At 74.0% G+C, this 16141-nt stretch carries 18 protein-coding genes, 1 tRNA gene and 1 pseudogene; 13 read left to right on the top strand and 7 right to left on the bottom strand.

From position 1 onward, the window contains the following. The first annotated feature begins 31 nt into the window (after positions 1-31). The 4 genes from PV342_RS13060 to PV342_RS13075 all read left to right on the top strand — a co-directional run bounded on the left by PV342_RS13060 (position 32) and on the right by PV342_RS13075 (position 3530). Positions 32-913: a diacylglycerol kinase family protein gene (locus tag PV342_RS13060; protein WP_500317175.1), complete on the top strand. Its 882-nt coding sequence runs from the start codon at positions 32-34 to the stop codon at positions 911-913. A gap of 25 nt (positions 914-938) precedes the next feature. Further along, the gene (locus PV342_RS13065) at positions 939-1598 is read left to right on the top strand and encodes a class I SAM-dependent methyltransferase (protein WP_400801343.1); all 660 of its coding nucleotides are present in this window, start codon (positions 939-941) and stop codon (positions 1596-1598) included. Positions 1599-1645: 47 nt separating this feature from the next. Beyond that, the gene (locus tag PV342_RS13070; RefSeq protein WP_400801341.1) at positions 1646-2419 is read left to right on the top strand and encodes a MerR family transcriptional regulator; all 774 of its coding nucleotides are present in this window, start codon (positions 1646-1648) and stop codon (positions 2417-2419) included. 145 nt (positions 2420-2564) lie between these two features. Next, positions 2565-3530: an RNA polymerase sigma factor gene (locus PV342_RS13075; RefSeq protein ID WP_386994821.1), complete on the top strand. Its 966-nt coding sequence runs from the start codon at positions 2565-2567 to the stop codon at positions 3528-3530. A gap of 50 nt (positions 3531-3580) precedes the next feature. Here the strand turns inward: PV342_RS13075 and PV342_RS13080 are convergent, their stop codons facing one another. Beyond that, positions 3581-4081, bottom strand: a complete 501-nt coding sequence (locus PV342_RS13080; RefSeq protein ID WP_018557934.1) for a lamin tail domain-containing protein — start codon at positions 4079-4081, stop codon at positions 3581-3583. Positions 4082-4427: 346 nt separating this feature from the next. On the opposite strand from PV342_RS13080, the gene PV342_RS13085 reads away from it, so the two are divergent. Further along, positions 4428-4934 carry a tetratricopeptide repeat protein gene (locus tag PV342_RS13085; RefSeq protein ID WP_386994824.1) on the top strand — a complete coding sequence of 169 codons (507 nt, stop codon included), beginning with the start codon at positions 4428-4430 and terminating at the stop codon, positions 4932-4934. 496 nt (positions 4935-5430) lie between these two features. After that, a complete protein-coding gene (locus PV342_RS13090) occupies positions 5431-6837 on the top strand; it encodes a maleylpyruvate isomerase N-terminal domain-containing protein (protein WP_500317178.1) in 1407 nt (468 codons plus the stop codon). A 248-nt stretch (positions 6838-7085) separates the two neighbouring features. On the opposite strand, the gene PV342_RS13095 is transcribed toward PV342_RS13090, so the two are convergent. Both PV342_RS13095 and PV342_RS13100 read right to left on the bottom strand, forming a co-directional pair. Next, positions 7086-7526, bottom strand: coding sequence for a protein-tyrosine phosphatase family protein (locus tag PV342_RS13095; RefSeq protein ID WP_500317180.1), 441 nt, complete (start codon positions 7524-7526; stop codon positions 7086-7088). 211 nt (positions 7527-7737) lie between these two features. Further along, complete coding sequence (locus PV342_RS13100; RefSeq protein WP_400801331.1) at positions 7738-8064, bottom strand: RNA polymerase sigma factor; 327 nt, start codon at positions 8062-8064, stop codon at positions 7738-7740. Between PV342_RS13100 and PV342_RS13105 the strand changes: the two are divergent. Next, positions 8048-8227: pseudogene (locus PV342_RS13105) on the top strand (IS982 family transposase); the annotation flags it as partial. The gene PV342_RS13100 and the pseudogene PV342_RS13105 overlap by 17 nt on opposite strands. 75 nt (positions 8228-8302) lie before the next feature. Here the strand turns inward: PV342_RS13105 and PV342_RS13110 are convergent. Together PV342_RS13110 and PV342_RS13115 are read right to left on the bottom strand one after the other, a co-directional pair. After that, complete coding sequence (locus PV342_RS13110; RefSeq protein ID WP_500317182.1) at positions 8303-8791, bottom strand: hypothetical protein; 489 nt, start codon at positions 8789-8791, stop codon at positions 8303-8305. A gap of 104 nt (positions 8792-8895) precedes the next feature. Further along, complete coding sequence (locus tag PV342_RS13115) at positions 8896-9558, bottom strand: NADPH-dependent F420 reductase (protein WP_500317183.1); 663 nt, start codon at positions 9556-9558, stop codon at positions 8896-8898. A 597-nt stretch (positions 9559-10155) separates the two neighbouring features. On the opposite strand from PV342_RS13115, the gene PV342_RS13120 reads away from it, so the two are divergent. The 5 genes from PV342_RS13120 to PV342_RS13140 all read left to right on the top strand — a co-directional run bounded on the left by PV342_RS13120 (position 10156) and on the right by PV342_RS13140 (position 13748). Continuing rightward, complete coding sequence (locus PV342_RS13120) at positions 10156-10941, top strand: SDR family oxidoreductase (RefSeq protein WP_500317185.1); 786 nt, start codon at positions 10156-10158, stop codon at positions 10939-10941. Between the two features lie 37 nt (positions 10942-10978). Continuing rightward, positions 10979-11338: a nuclear transport factor 2 family protein gene (locus PV342_RS13125; RefSeq protein WP_500317187.1), complete on the top strand. Its 360-nt coding sequence runs from the start codon at positions 10979-10981 to the stop codon at positions 11336-11338. Positions 11339-11431: 93 nt separating this feature from the next. Next, positions 11432-11926 carry a winged helix-turn-helix transcriptional regulator gene (locus PV342_RS13130; RefSeq protein WP_433415517.1) on the top strand — a complete coding sequence of 165 codons (495 nt, stop codon included), beginning with the start codon at positions 11432-11434 and terminating at the stop codon, positions 11924-11926. Positions 11927-11956: 30 nt separating this feature from the next. Next, positions 11957-13060 carry a DNA alkylation repair protein gene (locus PV342_RS13135; protein ID WP_400801323.1) on the top strand — a complete coding sequence of 368 codons (1104 nt, stop codon included), beginning with the start codon at positions 11957-11959 and terminating at the stop codon, positions 13058-13060. Positions 13061-13085: 25 nt separating this feature from the next. After that, positions 13086-13748, top strand: a complete 663-nt coding sequence (locus PV342_RS13140; protein WP_386994840.1) for a TetR/AcrR family transcriptional regulator — start codon at positions 13086-13088, stop codon at positions 13746-13748. A 100-nt stretch (positions 13749-13848) separates the two neighbouring features. Here PV342_RS13140 and PV342_RS13145 read toward each other — a convergent pair whose 3' ends face one another. Further along, a complete protein-coding gene (locus PV342_RS13145; protein WP_500317336.1) occupies positions 13849-14805 on the bottom strand; it encodes a serine/threonine dehydratase in 957 nt (318 codons plus the stop codon). Between the two features lie 79 nt (positions 14806-14884). Beyond that, on the bottom strand, positions 14885-15913 hold the full coding sequence (gene selD / locus PV342_RS13150; RefSeq protein ID WP_500317190.1) for a selenide, water dikinase SelD: 1029 nt from the start codon (positions 15911-15913) through the stop codon (positions 14885-14887). 122 nt (positions 15914-16035) lie between these two features. Between selD and PV342_RS13155 the strand changes: the two genes are divergently transcribed. Beyond that, positions 16036-16128 (top strand) — tRNA-Sec (locus tag PV342_RS13155). Positions 16129-16141: the final 13 nt, after the last annotated feature.

Below are 16141 nucleotides of genomic sequence, written 5' to 3' on the forward strand. Positions count from 1 at the left end.
ATCCGCCGTCCCCGCCCCGGAGGCACGCCACATGCGACAGTTCACGGCCGTCGTCAACCCCACCGCCGGGGGCTCCACCGGGGCGGCAGCCCTTCTCCCGCTGGCGAGACTGCTCCGGGAGGCGGGCGCGGAACTGGAGACGGCCTACAGCGACAGCCTCCGGCACGCGCAGGACCTGGCACGCCGGGCCGGAGAGCGCGGCCACGTCGTCCTCGCCGTCGGCGGCGACGGCATCGTGGGCGGCATCGGCGGCGCCCTCAGTGGCACCGGCGCCGTCCTCGGCCTCGTCCCTGCCGGCCGCGGCAACGACTTCGCGCGCGCCCTCGGCCTGCCCTCCGGGCCCGCCGAACTCGCCCGGATCCTGCTGCGGAGCGAGCCGCGCGCCGTCGACACCATCGAGGTCGAGTCGGCGGTCCACGACCGTGCCGTCGTCCTCGGCAGCGTCTACGCCGGCGTCGACGCGGTCGCCAACCACCACGCCAACACCGCCCGGCTGCTGCGCGGCCCGGCCTCCTACTACGCGGGCGGCCTGCGGGCGGTGGCCGGCTGGCGCGCCGCCGCCTACCGCGTCACCGTCGACGGCGTCGTCCACGAACGCCGCGGCTACACCGTGGTCGCCGCCAACTCCGGCTACTACGGCTCCGGCCGGGCCATCGCGCCCGGCGCCCGGGTCGACGACGGGCTGCTCGACGTCGTCATGATCCACGACGTGCCGCGCCGGCTCTTCTTCGCGCTGATGAACGAGCTCAAGACCGGGGCGCACACAGCGCGCCCCCAGGTCGAGATCGTGCGCGGCAAGGAGATCCGCATCGAGGCCGACCGAGCGGTCCCGTACGGCGCGGACGGCGAGGTGGAGGCCGCCCTCCCGGTCACCGCGCGGATCCGGCCGGGAGCCCTCCGGGTGCTGTGCTGACCCTTGCGGCCGGTAGCCTCGCACGGTGCCCGAACACGCCTATCTCGCGGCGGTCCGAGAGTCGTACGACACCGTGGCCGCCGACTACGCCGCCAAGGTCAGCAGGCCGGACGGACTCGACCCGCTCTCCCGCGCCATGCTGGCCGCCTTCGCCGAGACCGTCCGCAGCGCCGACCGGGGCCCGCTGGCGGACCTGGGATGCGGCCCGGGGTACGTGACGGCGCACCTCGCCGCCCTGGGCGTGCCCGCGTACGGGGTCGACCTGTCGCCGCGGATGGTCGAGCTGGCCCGGGAGGCCCACCCGCACCTGCGCTTCACGGTCGGCTCCATGACCGCGCTCGACATCGGCGACGGTGAACTCGGCGGCGCCCTCGCCTATTACTCGACCCACCACACGCCGCCTGAGCTGCTGCCCGTCGTCTTCGCCGAGGTCCACCGCGTCCTGGCACCCGGCGGCCACCTGATGCTGGCCGGCTGGGCCGGCGACGACGAGCACGTCCACCCGGGGCACGCCTACGGCGGCCATCCGGTCTCCTACGGTCTGCACCTGCTCCCGGCCCCGCGGATCGCCGCGCTGATCGAGGAGTCCGGCCTCACCGTCACGGCACGACTGGTGCAGGAGCCCGCCGCGGGTGCCAAGCGCCCCGTGGCCACCCTCCTCGCGCGGAAGCCCGAACGCCCCTGAGCGGCGGGCTTGAACCGGCCGTAACGGGAGGTCATAGCGTTGTCCGCGTGATCGGGAACGACGACGACAGGCGTCTGTGGAGCATCGGCGAGGTGGCCCGTGCCACCGGGACGACCGTCCGCACGCTGCGCCACTACGACGAGACAGGCCTGCTCGGTGCGAGCGCACGCACCGCCTCCGGACACCGCCGCTACACCGCGCGGGACGTACGGCGGCTCTACCGGGTGCGGGCACTGCGCGCGCTCGGGCTGCCGCTGGACGAGATCCGGCGCGTCCTCGCGGACACCGCGGAGGACCTCGGGTCCATGCGCGAGCTGCTGACCGCCCAGCTGTCCGCGCTGGAGGCGCAGGCCGGACGGATCGAGCAGCTCACCGCGCGGCTCCGCGGGCTCCTGGGGCGGATGGACGGGGCGTCGATGCCCGATCCCGAACAATTCATGACGACCCTGGAGACGATGTCCGTGTTCGAGACCCACTTCACCTCCGAACAGCAGGAGCAACTGGCCGCGCGCAGGGCCGGGATGGGCCCAGAGGGTGTCGAGGCCGCGAAGTCCGAGTGGACCGGGCTCGTCGAGGCGCTGCTGTCCCACGCCGAGGCGGGCACCCCCGCCGACGACCCCGAGGCCGCGGACCTGGTCGCACGATGGGACGCCCTGGGCAGCCGCTTCCATGCGGCGGGGGAGGACGGTGAGGCGACCAAGGCGGCCGCGCGGCGGCTCTGGGACGAGCGCGGCGAGGAACTCGCGCGGACCCTGCCGTGGTCCCCGGACCGGATGCGGGCCCTGCTGCGCTACGTGGCGGAGGTCCGCGAGGCCGGTTAGGCCCGGTCCGGGCGGCGACGTCCGGGAGCCGGGCGGGGCCGCGGCGCCCGCGAGGGCCGCCGCGGCCCCGCGGACCACGCGTTTCCGGGTCGTCGCGCCGACGCCGTAGCATCCGCTGGAGAGGCACGACGGCGGAGAGGACGCGATGAGCCTGAACGGGTCCGAGGACGCACGCGCCGAGGACGTGGCGCTCACCCGGGCCGCGCAGGCCGGCGACGTCGCGGCGCTCGGCCTGCTCCTGGAACGTCACCGGGCCGGCATGCGCGCCGTCGCCCTGAGCATCCTGGGCCCGGGGCCCGACGTGGACGACGTGCTGCAGGACGCCGCCCTGACGGCGCTGCGCCGCGTGGGAGACGTCCGCGACCCCGCCGCGGTCGGGCCGTGGCTGCGGATGGTCGTCCGCAACGGCGCCCGTTCGCTGCTGCGCGGGACGGTACCGACCGGGCCGCTCGACGACCTCGTCCTGCGCGCGGCGGACTCCGGCCCCGAGCGGTGGCTGGAGGACAACGCGCTGCGGGACTGGATCTGGGAGGCCGTCGAGCGGCTCTCCCCGGCGCTGCGGCTGCCGCTCGTGCTGCGCCACTTCACCACCGGCGTCAGCTCGTACGAGCAGATCGCCTCGGCCTGCGGGCTGCCCGTCGGCACCGTCCGCAGCCGGCTCAGCCAGGCGCGGGCGAAGCTCGCGCAGGCGCTCGCCGCCACCGCTGACGACGCGCACGACGACACCGCCCGGCGCACCAGGGCCAGCAGGACCGAGGCCCACGAGACCCTCGCGGCGGCCGAGCGCGGGCACTTCGCGGACCTCCTGCGGGAACGCTGGTCCCCCGAGGTCGCCCTGCTCAGCGGGAAGGAGCGGGTGGGTGACCGGGACCTGCTGATCCGCGGTATGGACTGCGACCTGGCCGCCGGGATCCGCCAGCGCCTCGTCCACGCCGTCGCCGGGCGCTCGCTGACCGTCTGGGAGATGGACATCGTCAATCCGCCGGACAACCCCGACCACTGCCCGCCCACCGTCGCCTGGCTGATGACCCATGACTCCGCGGGCCGGGTCCACCGCCTGCGCCTGCACCACCCCCGCCCCGTGCCCGTCCCCGGCGCCGCGGCCGCCTGAGCAGGGCCGTTCCGCGCGGAGGGGGCGTCCGGGGCGGGGGTGGCGGTGCGTCAGCTGTGGAAGCGGATGTAGCCGTCGCCGTCCGCGTCGGAGCCGCGCTTGGTGTACGCGTGGACGTCCGAGCGGCTGCCGGAGGGCTTGTAGAGGTAGATCGTGTCGCGGTCGTTGTTCCACATGAAGTTGCAGTTGTCGCGGTAGACCACGTTGTTCTTGTCCGAGTCCGTGCCGTTGCCGCCGCGCAGCTTCACGAAGTCCCCGGGCTGGAGGTAGTGGTTCGCGGTGAAGGCGAAGCGGTTGCCCGTGGCGTCCTTGACGACGTAGCCCCTGAGGTTGACCGTCGCCGAGGCCGAGTAGTTCTTGATCGTCAGGTACTCCGCGCGGGTGTTGCCGGAGGAGCAGCTGTTGGAGTCCCGCCCGGGCGCGTCGTACTGCGCCCCGCGGATCTTGAGGGCCGAGCTGTACTCGGCGGCGTGCGCCTGGGTCGGTATGAGGACGGCGGTGGCACAGGCCGCGGCGAACGCGGCCACCCCGATGCGGGCGTGCTTGGTCATGGGATTCCCCCCTGTGGGAACGGGCGTCGCGCGGGCCATGCGCGCGGCGGAAGCAGGACGTTACATCAGAGCCGGGGTGCGCCGGTGAACGTTTCGCCGTTCCGGGACGCGTTCCGGTCCCCGCCGACGCGCGCGGCACGCGTCGCCGCCGCCCGCGCGTGCCGGGCGGCCGGCTCCACCGCCGACGTCCTGCGAGGTATCAAACCACTTCAGGTGAACCGGAGTCGGGCTTTCCGGAACATGGCTTCGCAAGCGAGGAAACCGGTCGGCAACGGGCGCATACCGCCAGGTCGTCACTGTGCCGGTGTCGTGCACGAGGGGGACGCGGGGCTGCCAGGATGTGCGCATGAACGAGAACGATCAGGGGCGGGACGCACTGCTGGCGGCCGCGGTGGGGCTGCGTGAACGTGGAGAGGCGGAGGCGGCCAGGCAGCAGCTGGTCGCCCTCGCGGAGCGGTTCCCGGGGGACGCGCAGGTGGCCTACCAGGCGGCGTGGGCGCACGACGTGCTGGGCCTGGAGGCGGAGGCGGTGCCCTTCTACGAGCTGGCCCTGCGCGGGGCGGGGCTGTCCGAGGACGACCGGCGCGGCGCGCTGCTCGGCCTGGGCAGCACCTACCGGATCCTCGGCCGCTACGACGAGGCGGTCCGGCTGCTGCGCGTGGCCCTCATCGACTTCCCCCACGACGGCGCGCTGCGGACCTTCCTCGCGATGGCCCTGTACAACACCGGCGGACACCGCGAGGCCATGCGGATCCTGCTGACGCTGCTCGCGGACAGCAGCACCGACCCCGACATCGCTCGCTACCGGGGCGCCGTCGCGTACTACGCCGAGGATCTGGACGCGACCTTGTGAACGCGGCGGCCGGCCCGCCCCCTCGCGCCGGCCGCCGGATCGGACGACCGCCACCAGGACGTCGGCGAAGGCCTCCTCCGCCCACGTGGGGCGGGTGGTGCGGATCGCGTCGCGCGGGGCGGCGGCCCTGAGTCCGCGCCGCGTCGCGAGAGCGACGGTCCCGACGGGTGCGTGCGCGTCGACGCTCGTGAGGGCGGCCCCCAGGATCTCGTCGGTGTCGGTGTCGGCGTCCCGGTACGGACTTCATCACCCCGCGGGTCTCCTCGGCCGACGTCCGCGTGTGCACCGCGTCGCCGGCGGCGGGGTGGTGAACCGGCGCATCGTGTCCCTGTGCCTTCCCGTGGACCCCGGGAGCACCGGCAGAAGCGCCGCTTATGACGCCCTTCGGGGGCGCGCATGGCGGCCCGCTTGGGATCGGGCGGAGCGCGAGGTGGTCTGGGACGAAGGGGCCCACGCCCTCCCGGCCGTACGGAGCGTCCCCGTGAAAAGGAGGACCATGGACACCAGCGACGTCCGACTTGCGGCGATGCACACGGCCTCGCGGCGCTTGGGCGCCACGGTCGGCGGCCTGTCAGGCGAGCAGCTGCTCACTCCGTCGTTCGCCGACGGCTGGAGTCTCGCGCAGGTGCTCGTCCACCTGGGCACGGGCGCCGAGTTGTGCACGGCGGCCGTGCGGCGCGGTCTCACCGGGGATCTCACCAGGCCCTCCCGGGAGGAGATCGCCGACGTCTCGGAGCAGTGGATCCCCCTCAAGCCGACGGCGCGACGCGACGCCTGGCAGGAGGCGGAATCCGCGTTGCTGCGGCTGCTGGACTCCCTCGACGCCGAGGTGCGCGCCTCGGTGACGGTGCCGTCCTTCACCGGGCCGGTCGGCTTCGCGGACTTCACCGGCTACTGGCTGTCCGAGCAATCCGTGCACACCTGGGACGTGGCGGTGGGCCTCGACGGGACCGCGGCCATCCCGGAACCCGAGGTGGCGCTGCTGTGGGACCGGATCGACATGGTCGCCTCGATGAGCCGCGACGGGGACACGCTCGCCCGGCTCGGCCCGCGCCAGATCGCGGTGGAGCTCACCGACCCCGGGCGCCGGCTGTGCCTCGCCCTCGGCTCGGAGGTGCACTTCCTCCCCTGCGAGGCGGCCGAACCCACGGGGACGGTGTCCGGACCGGCCGAGGCCGTGCTCCGCCTGGTGTACGGCCGCAACCGCCCCGAGGACGGCGTGAGCGCGCGCGACGGCGTCACCCTGGACGACCTCCACGCCCTCTTCCCCGGCTACTGGGGCGCGATGAGGCCCGCGCCCCGTCGGCTCGAACCCGCAGGCGTCGAGGTGGAACCCCGCAACGCGTCCTCGAAGTCCACGTTCAGCCACGCGCATCCCGCCCCCCGCGCCCGCCGGGCCGCCGCGGCCACCAGCCCGGCTCCGATCCCGGAACGGCGGGAGCCCCGCGGTGCGCCGGCCCGGCGCCGCCCTCACCGCGCTGCTCGCGCTCACCGCGGAACACGGACGCGTCCCGCCCGGAGCCCGGTGAGGACGGCCGTGGTGACCAGGGCGTACGCCACGTGCGGCACGATGTCGGAGATCCAGTCCGAGCGCGACCACGTGCGCGGGTCGGTCACGCGCAGCACGGTCATCGGGCCGTTGGTGCCGATCAGCGCGCCCACGGTCGCCGTCGCCGTCAGCACGGCGGTCGGCGGCCGCCAGCCGCAGCCCAGGGCCAGGCCCAGCGTCGCGCCCATGCCGGCCCCGGCCACGATGCCGGTGAGGGCACCCAGGGACGAGATGCGGTTGTGGCGGGCGTCGCCGTCGCCGGGGATCGGCACGTGTGCGGTCTCGGAGAGCCGCTCGACAGTCGTCGCCGGTGCGGAGCTCGCGCCGCGGCCGCGCAGCAGCATGTCCAGGTAGCCCACGGTGTTGAGCGCCGTCGTGCCCGCCGCGCCCGCGGCCGCCCCGCACAGGACCCCGTGCGCGGGTCCGAAACCGTCGCGGGCCGTCACGGGATCACCGGGCCGGGCGGAGGCGCGCCGGCACGCCGGGGGGAAGGAGAAAGGGTCGTGGCCTGCATACCTCCCAGTAAGGCGCCGTACCGCGGGCCTCGCCACCGGAAGCCGGGAGCGGGCCCGGTGGTCATCCGGCTGTGCGCTCCAGGCCCGTCAGAGACGCGCCACGTCCAGGCCCGCGGTGAGGTACTCCACGAAGGTCCCGTTGTTCAGCGCCCAGAGTGAGCGCCGCTCCCGGACGAGCGCGACGGCGGCGCTCACCTCGCGGCCGCTCTCCACGAGCGCCTGCGCCACGACGAGCCCGGACCGGTTGCACCCGGAGTGGCAGCGCACCAGGGTGCGGCGTCCGTCCCGCACGGACCCGGCGACCGTGCGGGCGAGCCGCTGGACCACCTCGATCTGACCCGGGGCGAGCCGGCCGTCCGGGATCTCGGCCACGATGTGCTCCACGCCGGGCGGCGGGCCGTGCCCTGAGCGTGTGAACAGACTGACGACGAGGTCGAACCCGCCACCCACCACGGCCGGTTGCGGCTCGCCCCGCGGGCCGGTCCAGTAGTGCCCGCCCATCCACAGCCCCGGCGCGACCTGTTCCACGCCGCGTCCGGCCCGGGGACCTCACGATCCCTCTGACGTGTCCTCATGGCCCACCCCTCCGGCTTTCCCAACAGCCCTCGCCCGGGCCGAGGTTCCCTTTTTCGGAAGCCGCTGCATGAACCCGCCCCGCCCGGGAACCCGAGCAGTACGGCCGCGCCCCGCGACTACCCACCCCCCCCGGTCGCCGGGCGCGGCCTTCAGTTGCGCGTGGTCAGCCGGCCGCCTGGAACGCGCGGCCCGCGGGGGTCGTGTGCGTGCCGTCGGTGAACAGGCCGCTGCTGGGTCCTGCCGGGTCGGCGCCGAGGCCGAACCAGGCGTGGCGCTGCACGTAGGGCAGTGCCTCAAGGGCCGGGTCCGGTATGCGCTCGGCGTCCTCCAGCCCCGCGCTGCGGTGCCGCGCGACGGCGGGGTCCCGTTCACGGTCGCGGACCTGTCGGATCGTGATCGCCACCAGCCAGGACCGGAACGCCGCCGGGTCCCGCAGTTCCGACAGCCCCCGCACCATGCGCAACAGCGTCTCCCTGATCGAGTCGGTCAACGACACCCTCAAAGGCCAGCTCGACCTGGAACGGCACGGCGGCCGCACACCCGGCGGCGTGGCAGTCCGCATCCTCCAGCGGCTCCTCGCCCTGACCGCCGCGATCTGGCACAACCACCACACCGGCCAGCCCGTGCTGCGGTCCTTGACCGACTACGACCACTTCCCTTGGAATCGATCATCCAGACGGCCTGACCCGTCTCGTTTCCCTTCGACCGCAAGAAGTTCAGGTTGCGGTTCACCGGGCGAGCGAGGACGCTTCACCAACGGCCGCCAGCAGTTGGAACTGCCACTCCGGATCGGCTTGACCGATGGCCAGGCCGAGCCATTGCTCCGAGTTCGGCAACCGCCACATCTGCATGGTCCCGGCGACACTGCATAGGAAGCTGAGTGGCTCGCGAGTCGTGACGTCAGGGTCGGGGTCGTCGAGTCCGAGATACGGCCACAGATCAACCGCTTCCGGGGCACCCCAACGTTTCGTGAGGATGGCAGCCAGAGCGGCGAGGTTGGCTTCCAACTCCTGCTCGGCCGCCTCGACGATCTCGGTGCTCCGGTCCTCCCAGAAGTCCCGGCTCTCTCGGAGCACGGCCAGGTGAAACCCGGGCCCACCCCACTGGCCGTCCGGTCCCGGCCTTCCCTCCACCTCAGGGAAGGGCAGAGAGCTCAAGTTGTCGATGATCGACAACTGCTCGTCAGCGGGGCCTGCGGACTGGTGCTGAGGCGGCATAGCCGAAGCCTAGCCGCCTGGTTCCCATCCGCCTGGCCAGGTTCCAACCAACGCGTCATGCCACAGCGGTGCACAGGCACAAGACACCCCTTGGAATTGATCATCTAGACGGCGTCGAGGGCCCGGCGCAGTTCGGCTAGGCCGGCCGGGCTCCCCGGGTCCTCCCAGAGCCGGGCGTGCGGGTCCTTGAGGTAGGGGGTGCCGTAGGCGGGGGTGCCGGGCTGGAAGCGCCGGCCCTCGGCGAGCGGGCCGACGTCCACGGTGTCGTAGCCGAGGGTGTCGAGCAGCGCGGTGACGGCGTTCTTCGCGCCTGCGTCGTCGCCGGCGATGGGCAGGGCGCTGCGGTCCGGGGCCCCCGCGGGGCGGGCGAGGACGGCGAGGTGGCGGAAGAAGATGTTGTTGAAGGCCTTCACCACGTGAGCGCCCGTCAGGTGCCGCTGCAGCAGCTCGCTGTCGGTCAGCTCCCCGGTCTCGAGCTGCGGGATCCGCCCGTCTCGCTCCGGGTAGTAGTTGCCGGTGTCGATGACGGTCCTGCCGACGAGCGGGGTGTGCGGCACCTGCGGGACGGCCCTGAGCGGGACGGTCACCACGACCCAGTCGCCGGCCCCGGCAGCCTCCGCCGGGGTGGCGGCTCGGGCGCGCGGGCCGAGTTCGCCGACCAGGCCGGAGAGCGTCTCCGGGCCCCTGGAGTTGCTCAGCACCACGTCGAGGCCGGCGTCGACCGCCAGCCGTGCGAGGGTGCTGCCGATCAGTCCGAGAGTCGCCATGGGGCAACCGTGCCTTCCGCACCGGCGCGCTGTCGACCCGTCCCCGGTCGTTCGGCCGCGCGTACCGCGCGCGGCGGACGCCGAAGCCGGACACGTCGACGTGCGAGGCCTGTCAGCCCGGCAGGGTCGGAGGGTCCGGTCGGGACAACGTCTCGGACAGCGGCAGCCCTTCGCGTGCGGCGGCGATGCGACGCTGCCGCGGTTCGGCCCGTGTGCGCGGGCGGTACGTGGGTTGCTTCCCGCATCCGCAGGGCGTGCGCCCTTCGTTGCGCAGCCCTTCTCCCAGGGCCGCGGCCACCACTGACCGCCCGCGCAGGTCGCGCCTGGGGGGCGCGCATTCATGACCGGCGCGGATGAGGGGCCCGGCACAGTTCGGGCAGAGCTGCCGCCGCAGCGGATCCGCATGACCGGCTCACCGTAGCGAGCCGTGGTTCCCGCGGGCCATCCGTGCCAGGCCCCGCTTCCACCGCGGCAGCCACCTGCGTGCCGTCGGCCACGTCGTACCCGACGCGGGGCGAGCGACACGGGGTGGGGGCGCCAGTAGGTGCTAAGGTCGAAGTCATAACTTCTGTTCTAGCAGTAACCCTGGAGTGCAGCGTGAGCATCGCCCCGAAGGAGTCCCTTGCCGGCCGTCGCGCCCTGGTCACCGGAGGTACCAAAGGCGTCGGGGCGGCCGTCGCCCGCAAACTGGCCGAGGCCGGTGCGACCGCCCTGGTGACGGCCCGGCACGCGCCGGAGGACGCCGACCCGAAGACCTTCGTCGCGGCCGATCTGACCACCCCCGAGGGGGCCGCCGCAGTCGTCGGGGAGGTCATCGACCGGGTGGGCGGGGTGGACATCCTCGTGAACAACCTCGGTCACTCCGACGCACCCGCCGGGGGCTTCGCGGCACTGGGCGAGGAGCACTGGGCGAAGGAGCTGAACACCAACCTCCTCGCCGCCGTCCGCCTCGACCGCGGCCTCCTCCCCGGAATGATCGGCTCCGGCCGGGGCGCCATCGTCCACGTCACCTCGATCCAGCGCCGGATGCCGCTGTGGAACGGCACCCTCGCGTACGCCGCGGCCAAGGCCGCCCTGGCGACCTACAGCAAGGGACTGGCCAACGAGGTCGCCCCGCACGGCGTCCGCGTCAACACCGTCTCGCCCGGCTTCGTCCGGACGGCGGCCGCCGACGCCCTGGTCGACCGCATCGCCCGCGAGGCGGGCATCACGACCGAGGCCGCCCTCGGGCGCCTGATGGGCTCCCTCGGCGGCATCCCCCTCGGCCGCCCCAACGAACCCGAGGAGGTGGCCGAGTTGGTGGCCTTCCTCGTCTCCGACCGCGCGTCGGCCATCGTCGGCGCCGAGCACGTCATCGACGGCGGCACCGTCCCCACTCTCTGACCTGCCCCCACTTCCCGACCGACCGTTGGAGGACACGATGAACACCACCCGCCCGCAGTCCATCCCCACCACTGACCTGCCCGAGGTGATCACCCGCTACCTGGCCGCCCACCGCGTCCGCGACACCGCCACCGCCGTCTCGGCGTTCACCGCCGACGCGGTCGTGACCGACGAGGGCGCGACGCGGCACGGCACGGCGGCGATCGGCGAATGGCTGGAGACCGCGGCGAGCGAGTACACCTACACCACGGAACTGACCGGCGCCGAGCGCGCCGACGCCGACCACTACGTCGCCGTCCAGCGCCTGGAGGGGGACTTCCCCGGCGGCACCGTCGACCTGCGCTACCGCTTCACCCTGCGCGACGGCCTCATCGCACGACTGGCCGTCGAGCTCTGACCGCCGGGCCGGGCGGACGGTGGCCGGGTTGCTGCTAACATGAAAGTGACAATGTTCGCAGCCCCTGGCACCGATCGCACGGAGGTGGTCGAGATGGTGAGCCGCATCCGGCTGGAGGACCGTGAGTGCCCGCTGTCGACGACCGTCGGGCACGTCGGCGAGTGGTGGACGCTGCTCATCCTGCACGACGCCTTCGACGGGTACACCCGCTTCGACCAGTTCCAGGAGAACCTCGGCATCTCGTCGAGCATGCTCACCACCCGTCTGAAGACCCTCGTCGCGGACGGGCTGCTGGAACGGCGGCCCTACCAGACCCAGCCGACCCGCTACGAGTACCTGCTGACCGACCTGGGCCGCTCACTGCGCCCGGTCGTCGTGGCCCTCGCCGCATGGGGCAACTCCCGCCTCGCGCCGGAACAGCGCAGCATGATCCTGGTCGACGTGGAGACGGGCGAGGAGGTCGAGCCGGTCGTGGTCGACGCCACCACGGGCCGGCGGCTCGACGACAGCGAGGCCTTCGTCTACGCGGCGGGCCCCGCCGCGAGCGAGCTCATGCGCGCCCGCTACGCCGACCGCGACCGCGGCTGACCCATCACACGAACCGGAGGAACAGGCCCCGTGCCCACCGCGGACGAACTGCTCGGCCCAGCCGCCGTCGCCGGACTGGCCGACTGCCTGGCGGCGGCCGGCCCGGCACCGATGGCCGCCGCGGTGCGCGACACCCTGCCGGCGCTGGACGGCCTGGCGCTGCGCGAGCGCAGCGACCTCGTCCGGGACGCGATGCTCGCCTCCGGCGCGGCGGACCCGGCGGCCCTGGAGGCCGTCGTACGGGCCGCGCTGCCCGACCCGCGCTTCACCGGCTGGATGATCTGGCCGGTCACCGAGGCCGTGGCCGCCCTGGCCTCCGGCACGTCCGAGGGCACGGCCTTCGAGGACGGGCTCCACCTGCTGGCCGACCTGACGCCGCGCCTGACCGCCGAGTTCGCCATCCGCCGCATGCTCAACGCCGACCTCGACCGGGCGCTCGCCGTCGTCAACCGGTGGACCGGGCACCCGGACGAGCACGTACGCCGCCTGGCCAGTGAGGGAACCCGCCCCCGCCTGCCGTGGGCGGTGCGCGTTCCGGCGATCCTCGCCCGGCCCGAGGCCACCCTGCCGATCCTGGGCGAGCTCTACAAGGACCCCTCGGAGTACGTCCGCAGGTCCGTCGCCAACCACGTCAACGACATCAGCCACGCCCGCGTGGACCTGGCCGTCGAGACGGTCCGCGGGTGGTCGGCGGCCCCCGACGCGCACACGCCCCGGGTCGTGCGCCACGCGCTGCGCACCGCGGTCAAGCGCGGAGACCGAGGAGCGCTGGCGCTGCTGGGATTCGAGCCGGCCACGGGCCTGACCGTCGAAGGACCGTCCGTGCCCCGGCCCGTCGTCGCGGTCGGCGGGGAACTGCGCTTCGCCTTCGGCCTGGAGAACCACGGCGACCGGCCGCTCCGCCTCGTCGTCGACTACGTCGTGCACTACCGCAAGGCGAACGGCAGCACGGCGCCCAAGGTCTACAAGCTGACCACCCGCACCCTCCAGCCGGGGGAGCGCAGCGAGCACACCGGCACGCGCTCGTTCAAGCCGATCAGCACCCGGGTTTTCCACCCCGGCGAGCACGCCCTGGAACTGCAGGTCAACGGGGAGCCGCGCGGCAAGGTCCGCTTCGACGTCGTCACCGCCTGACCTACCGATCGGTAGGCTGTGACGCGTGAAGAGGAAGCAGGCGGCGGCCGCCGAGCAGCCGACGCTGGACGCCGTCGCGAAGACGGCTCTCGCCGTCATCGACGAGGACGGTCCCGCGGGGCTCAGTTTCCGTGCGGTGGCCCAGCGCCTCGGCGTCTCGCACGCCACCGTCTTCCGGCGCTGCGGTGACGTCGACGGGCTGCTGAGCGCCTGCGCCGACCACGTCGCCGCGTCACTCCCGCTGGTGCCCCCGGAGGGCGACTGGGCCGCCGCGACGGAGACCCGCTTCACCGGCCTCTACCGCCTGCTCAGCCGGCACCCGGGACTGGTGGCGCTGCGCGCCGGGCGCTCCTGGCTGGGGCCGCAGATGCTGGGCCGGCTCGTCGAGCCGCAGATGGCGCACAGCGTCGCCGCGGGGATGGACGCGGACACGGCCATCCGCGTCTACCGCAGGCTGTACCTGCTCACCCTCGGCGCCGTCGCCTTCGGCGACCACCGGGACGAGAAGAAGGCCGTGGCCTCCGCCCGTGCGGCCCTGGCCGCACTCGACCCCGAGGACTTCCCCACGCTGACCGGGGCGATGAACGCGGTCCTTCCCGTCCTGGTCGACCACGGGGTCTACTACGAGGCGCTGCGTGCCCTCATCCACGCAGCCCGGGCCGAGCACCTTCCGGCCGGTCGCCGCTGACGGCGCGCGGCCGCGGCGCGAGGTGCCGTTCCACGATCGCGCGCAGATCGGTCCCGGAGGCGCCGGGCGCCGGGGCCGTGACGCTCCGTCGGACGCGCCCTCAGGAGGCGCGCACCAGGTCGGACGGATCCGTGTTCGCCCCGCAGACGATGACGGCGACGCGCTCGCCGGGGGCGGGCCGGTGGGCGCCGGAGGTGAGGGCGGCGAGGGCCGTCGCGGCGCCGTGCTCGACGGCGAGCCGCCGGTGGTCCCACAGCGTGCGGCGGGCGGCGACGATCGCCTCGTCGGGGACGAGGACGGAGCGTACGCCGTCCCTCAGCGCCCACTCCAGGGCCGTGCGGGAGGCCCGGCGCGCGCCCAGGGAGTCCGCCGCGACGGAGTGGACGGGCACGTCCACCACCTCGCCGGCCGCGACGGCCGCGTGCAGCGCGCACGACCCCTCGGGCTCCACCGCCACCACCCGCACCCCGTGCTCCAGGGCGGACGCCGCGACCCCGGCGAACAGTCCGCCGCCCCCTACGGCGACGACCACGGTGTCCAGGCCGGGGAGCGCCGTGACGACCTCCTCCATCAAGGTCCCCGCCCCGGCCGCGATGAGCGGATGGTCGTAGGCGTGGGACTCCAGTGCCCCGCACTCGGCGGCGTACTTCTGCGAGGCCTCCAGGGCCTCGGCGTACTCGCTGCCGGTCTGGCGCACGTCCGCGCCCAGTTCGCGCAGTTTCCCGACCTTGACCGCGGGCGCGGTCTCGGGGACGAAGACCGTGGCGGGCACGCCGTGCCGGGCCGCGGCCCAGGCGCAGGCCAGGCCCGCGTTGCCGCCGGAGGCGATGACCACGTCGGACTCGGGCATGGCGTCCCGCTCGACGTGGCTCCGGACGAAGTTGAACGCGCCGCGCGCCTTGAACGACCCTGTGTGCTGCATCGACTCCAGCGCCAGCCAGCCCTGTACGGCGGCGCCGAACGCCCCCGGGTCCACCGGGGTGAGCGTGACGGGGCGGGTGTGCCCGGAGATACGGGCGGTCGCGGACCGTACGTCGGCGTGGGTGAGGGTCACGATGTGCTCCGGGCTGGTGGGCGAGTCCGGAGAAACAGTGTAACAACCACTGTTCCGGCAGGTCGGGCCTTCGGCGCGACGATCAGCGGACGACGATCCGGTGCTCACCGGCCGCCACCAGCTCCCCGACGACCGGGGCGCCGGGCACCTCACCGGCCACCAGCAGGCCGCCCGAGGTCTGGGCGTCCGCCAGCAGCAGCCGCGTCAGCTCGTCCGCGCCGCCGAAGTCGGTGTGCGGTGCCACCCAGGCGAGGTTGCGGCGGGTGCCGCCGCTGACGTGGCCGGCCTCGGCGGCCTCCCGCGCCCCGTCGAGGTACGGGACGGCCGAGGCGTGGACCACGGCGCTCACCCCGGATGCCCGTGCCAGCTTGTACAGGTGGCCCAGGAGCCCGAAGCCGGTCACATCGGTCGCGCACACCGCACCCGCCGCCAGCGCCCGCCGGGCGGCCTCCCGGTTGAGTGTCGTCATGGTCTCGACGGCCTGCGGGAAGACCTCGCCGGTCGTCTTGTGGCGGTTGTTGAGCACGCCCAGGCCCAGGGGCTTGGTCAGCGACAGCGGCACACCCGGCCGGCCCGCGTCGTTGCGCAGCAGGCGGTCCGGGTCGGCGGTACCCGTGACGGCCATGCCGTACTTCGGCTCCGGGTCGTCGACGCTGTGGCCGCCTCCGACGACGCAGCCCGCCAGGGTCGCGACCTCCAGCCCGCCGCGCAGCACCTCCCGGGCCAGCTCCAGGGGCAGCAGGTCCCGCGGCCAGCTCAGCAGGTTGACCGCCACGAGCGGGGTGCCTCCCATGGCGTAGACGTCGGAGAGGGCGTTGGCGGCGGCGATCCGGCCCCAGTCGTACGGATCGTCGACCACCGGGGTGAAGAAGTCCGCGGTGGTTACCACCGCCCGCGCGCCGGGCCCGCCGGGAAACCGGACGACGGCGGCGTCGTCACCGGTGTCCAGGCCGACGAGCAGGTCGCCCCCGGGGAAGCCCGCCGGGCCCCCCGGCGCCAGCCCGGCCACCATCTCCTCCAGTTCGCCCGGGGGGATCTTGCAGGCGCAGCCGCCGCCGTGGGCGTACTGCGTCAGCCGCACGCTGTCCTGCCGGACGCCGGTTCCCGTCATGGCTGTGGTGCTCCTTCCGAGATGGGCGCCGGAAGCGCGGTCGCCCGGGCCGGGGTGACACCGCCGTGTGGCGCGTTGACTTGGGTGCGGGCCGGAGGTTCGATGGGCGTCCGGCCCGGCAGGGAGACGTCAGGGTGCCTGGTGGCCCTCCCGGTCTTCAAAACCGAGGTGTCCGAGCAACTCGGGCAGGCGGGTTCGATTCCCGTCCGTCTCCGCCGGCCGGTCCGC

The sequence above is a fragment of the Streptomyces sp. PA03-3a genome, assembly GCF_033792735.1.
In the GTDB taxonomy this organism is placed as follows: Bacteria; Actinomycetota; Actinomycetes; order Streptomycetales; family Streptomycetaceae; genus Actinacidiphila.

What these genes read in the sequence shown, in the direction of transcription:
- PV342_RS13060 (WP_500317175.1), top strand. Translation starts at nt 32, where the DNA reads ATGCGACAGTTCACGGCCGTCGTCAACCCCACCGCCGGGGGCTCCACC.
- PV342_RS13075 (WP_386994821.1), top strand. Translation starts at nt 2,565, where the DNA reads ATGAGCCTGAACGGGTCCGAGGACGCACGCGCCGAGGACGTGGCGCTC.
- PV342_RS13080 (WP_018557934.1), bottom strand. Translation starts at nt 4,081, where the DNA reads ATGACCAAGCACGCCCGCATCGGGGTGGCCGCGTTCGCCGCGGCCTGT.
- PV342_RS13085 (WP_386994824.1), top strand. Translation starts at nt 4,428, where the DNA reads ATGAACGAGAACGATCAGGGGCGGGACGCACTGCTGGCGGCCGCGGTG.
- PV342_RS13090 (WP_500317178.1), top strand. Translation starts at nt 5,431, where the DNA reads ATGGACACCAGCGACGTCCGACTTGCGGCGATGCACACGGCCTCGCGG.
- PV342_RS13110 (WP_500317182.1), bottom strand. Translation starts at nt 8,791, where the DNA reads ATGCCGCCTCAGCACCAGTCCGCAGGCCCCGCTGACGAGCAGTTGTCG.
- PV342_RS13115 (WP_500317183.1), bottom strand. Translation starts at nt 9,558, where the DNA reads ATGGCGACTCTCGGACTGATCGGCAGCACCCTCGCACGGCTGGCGGTC.
- PV342_RS13125 (WP_500317187.1), top strand. Translation starts at nt 10,979, where the DNA reads ATGAACACCACCCGCCCGCAGTCCATCCCCACCACTGACCTGCCCGAG.
- PV342_RS13130 (WP_433415517.1), top strand. Translation starts at nt 11,432, where the DNA reads ATGGTGAGCCGCATCCGGCTGGAGGACCGTGAGTGCCCGCTGTCGACG.
- selD (WP_500317190.1), bottom strand. Translation starts at nt 15,913, where the DNA reads ATGACGGGAACCGGCGTCCGGCAGGACAGCGTGCGGCTGACGCAGTAC.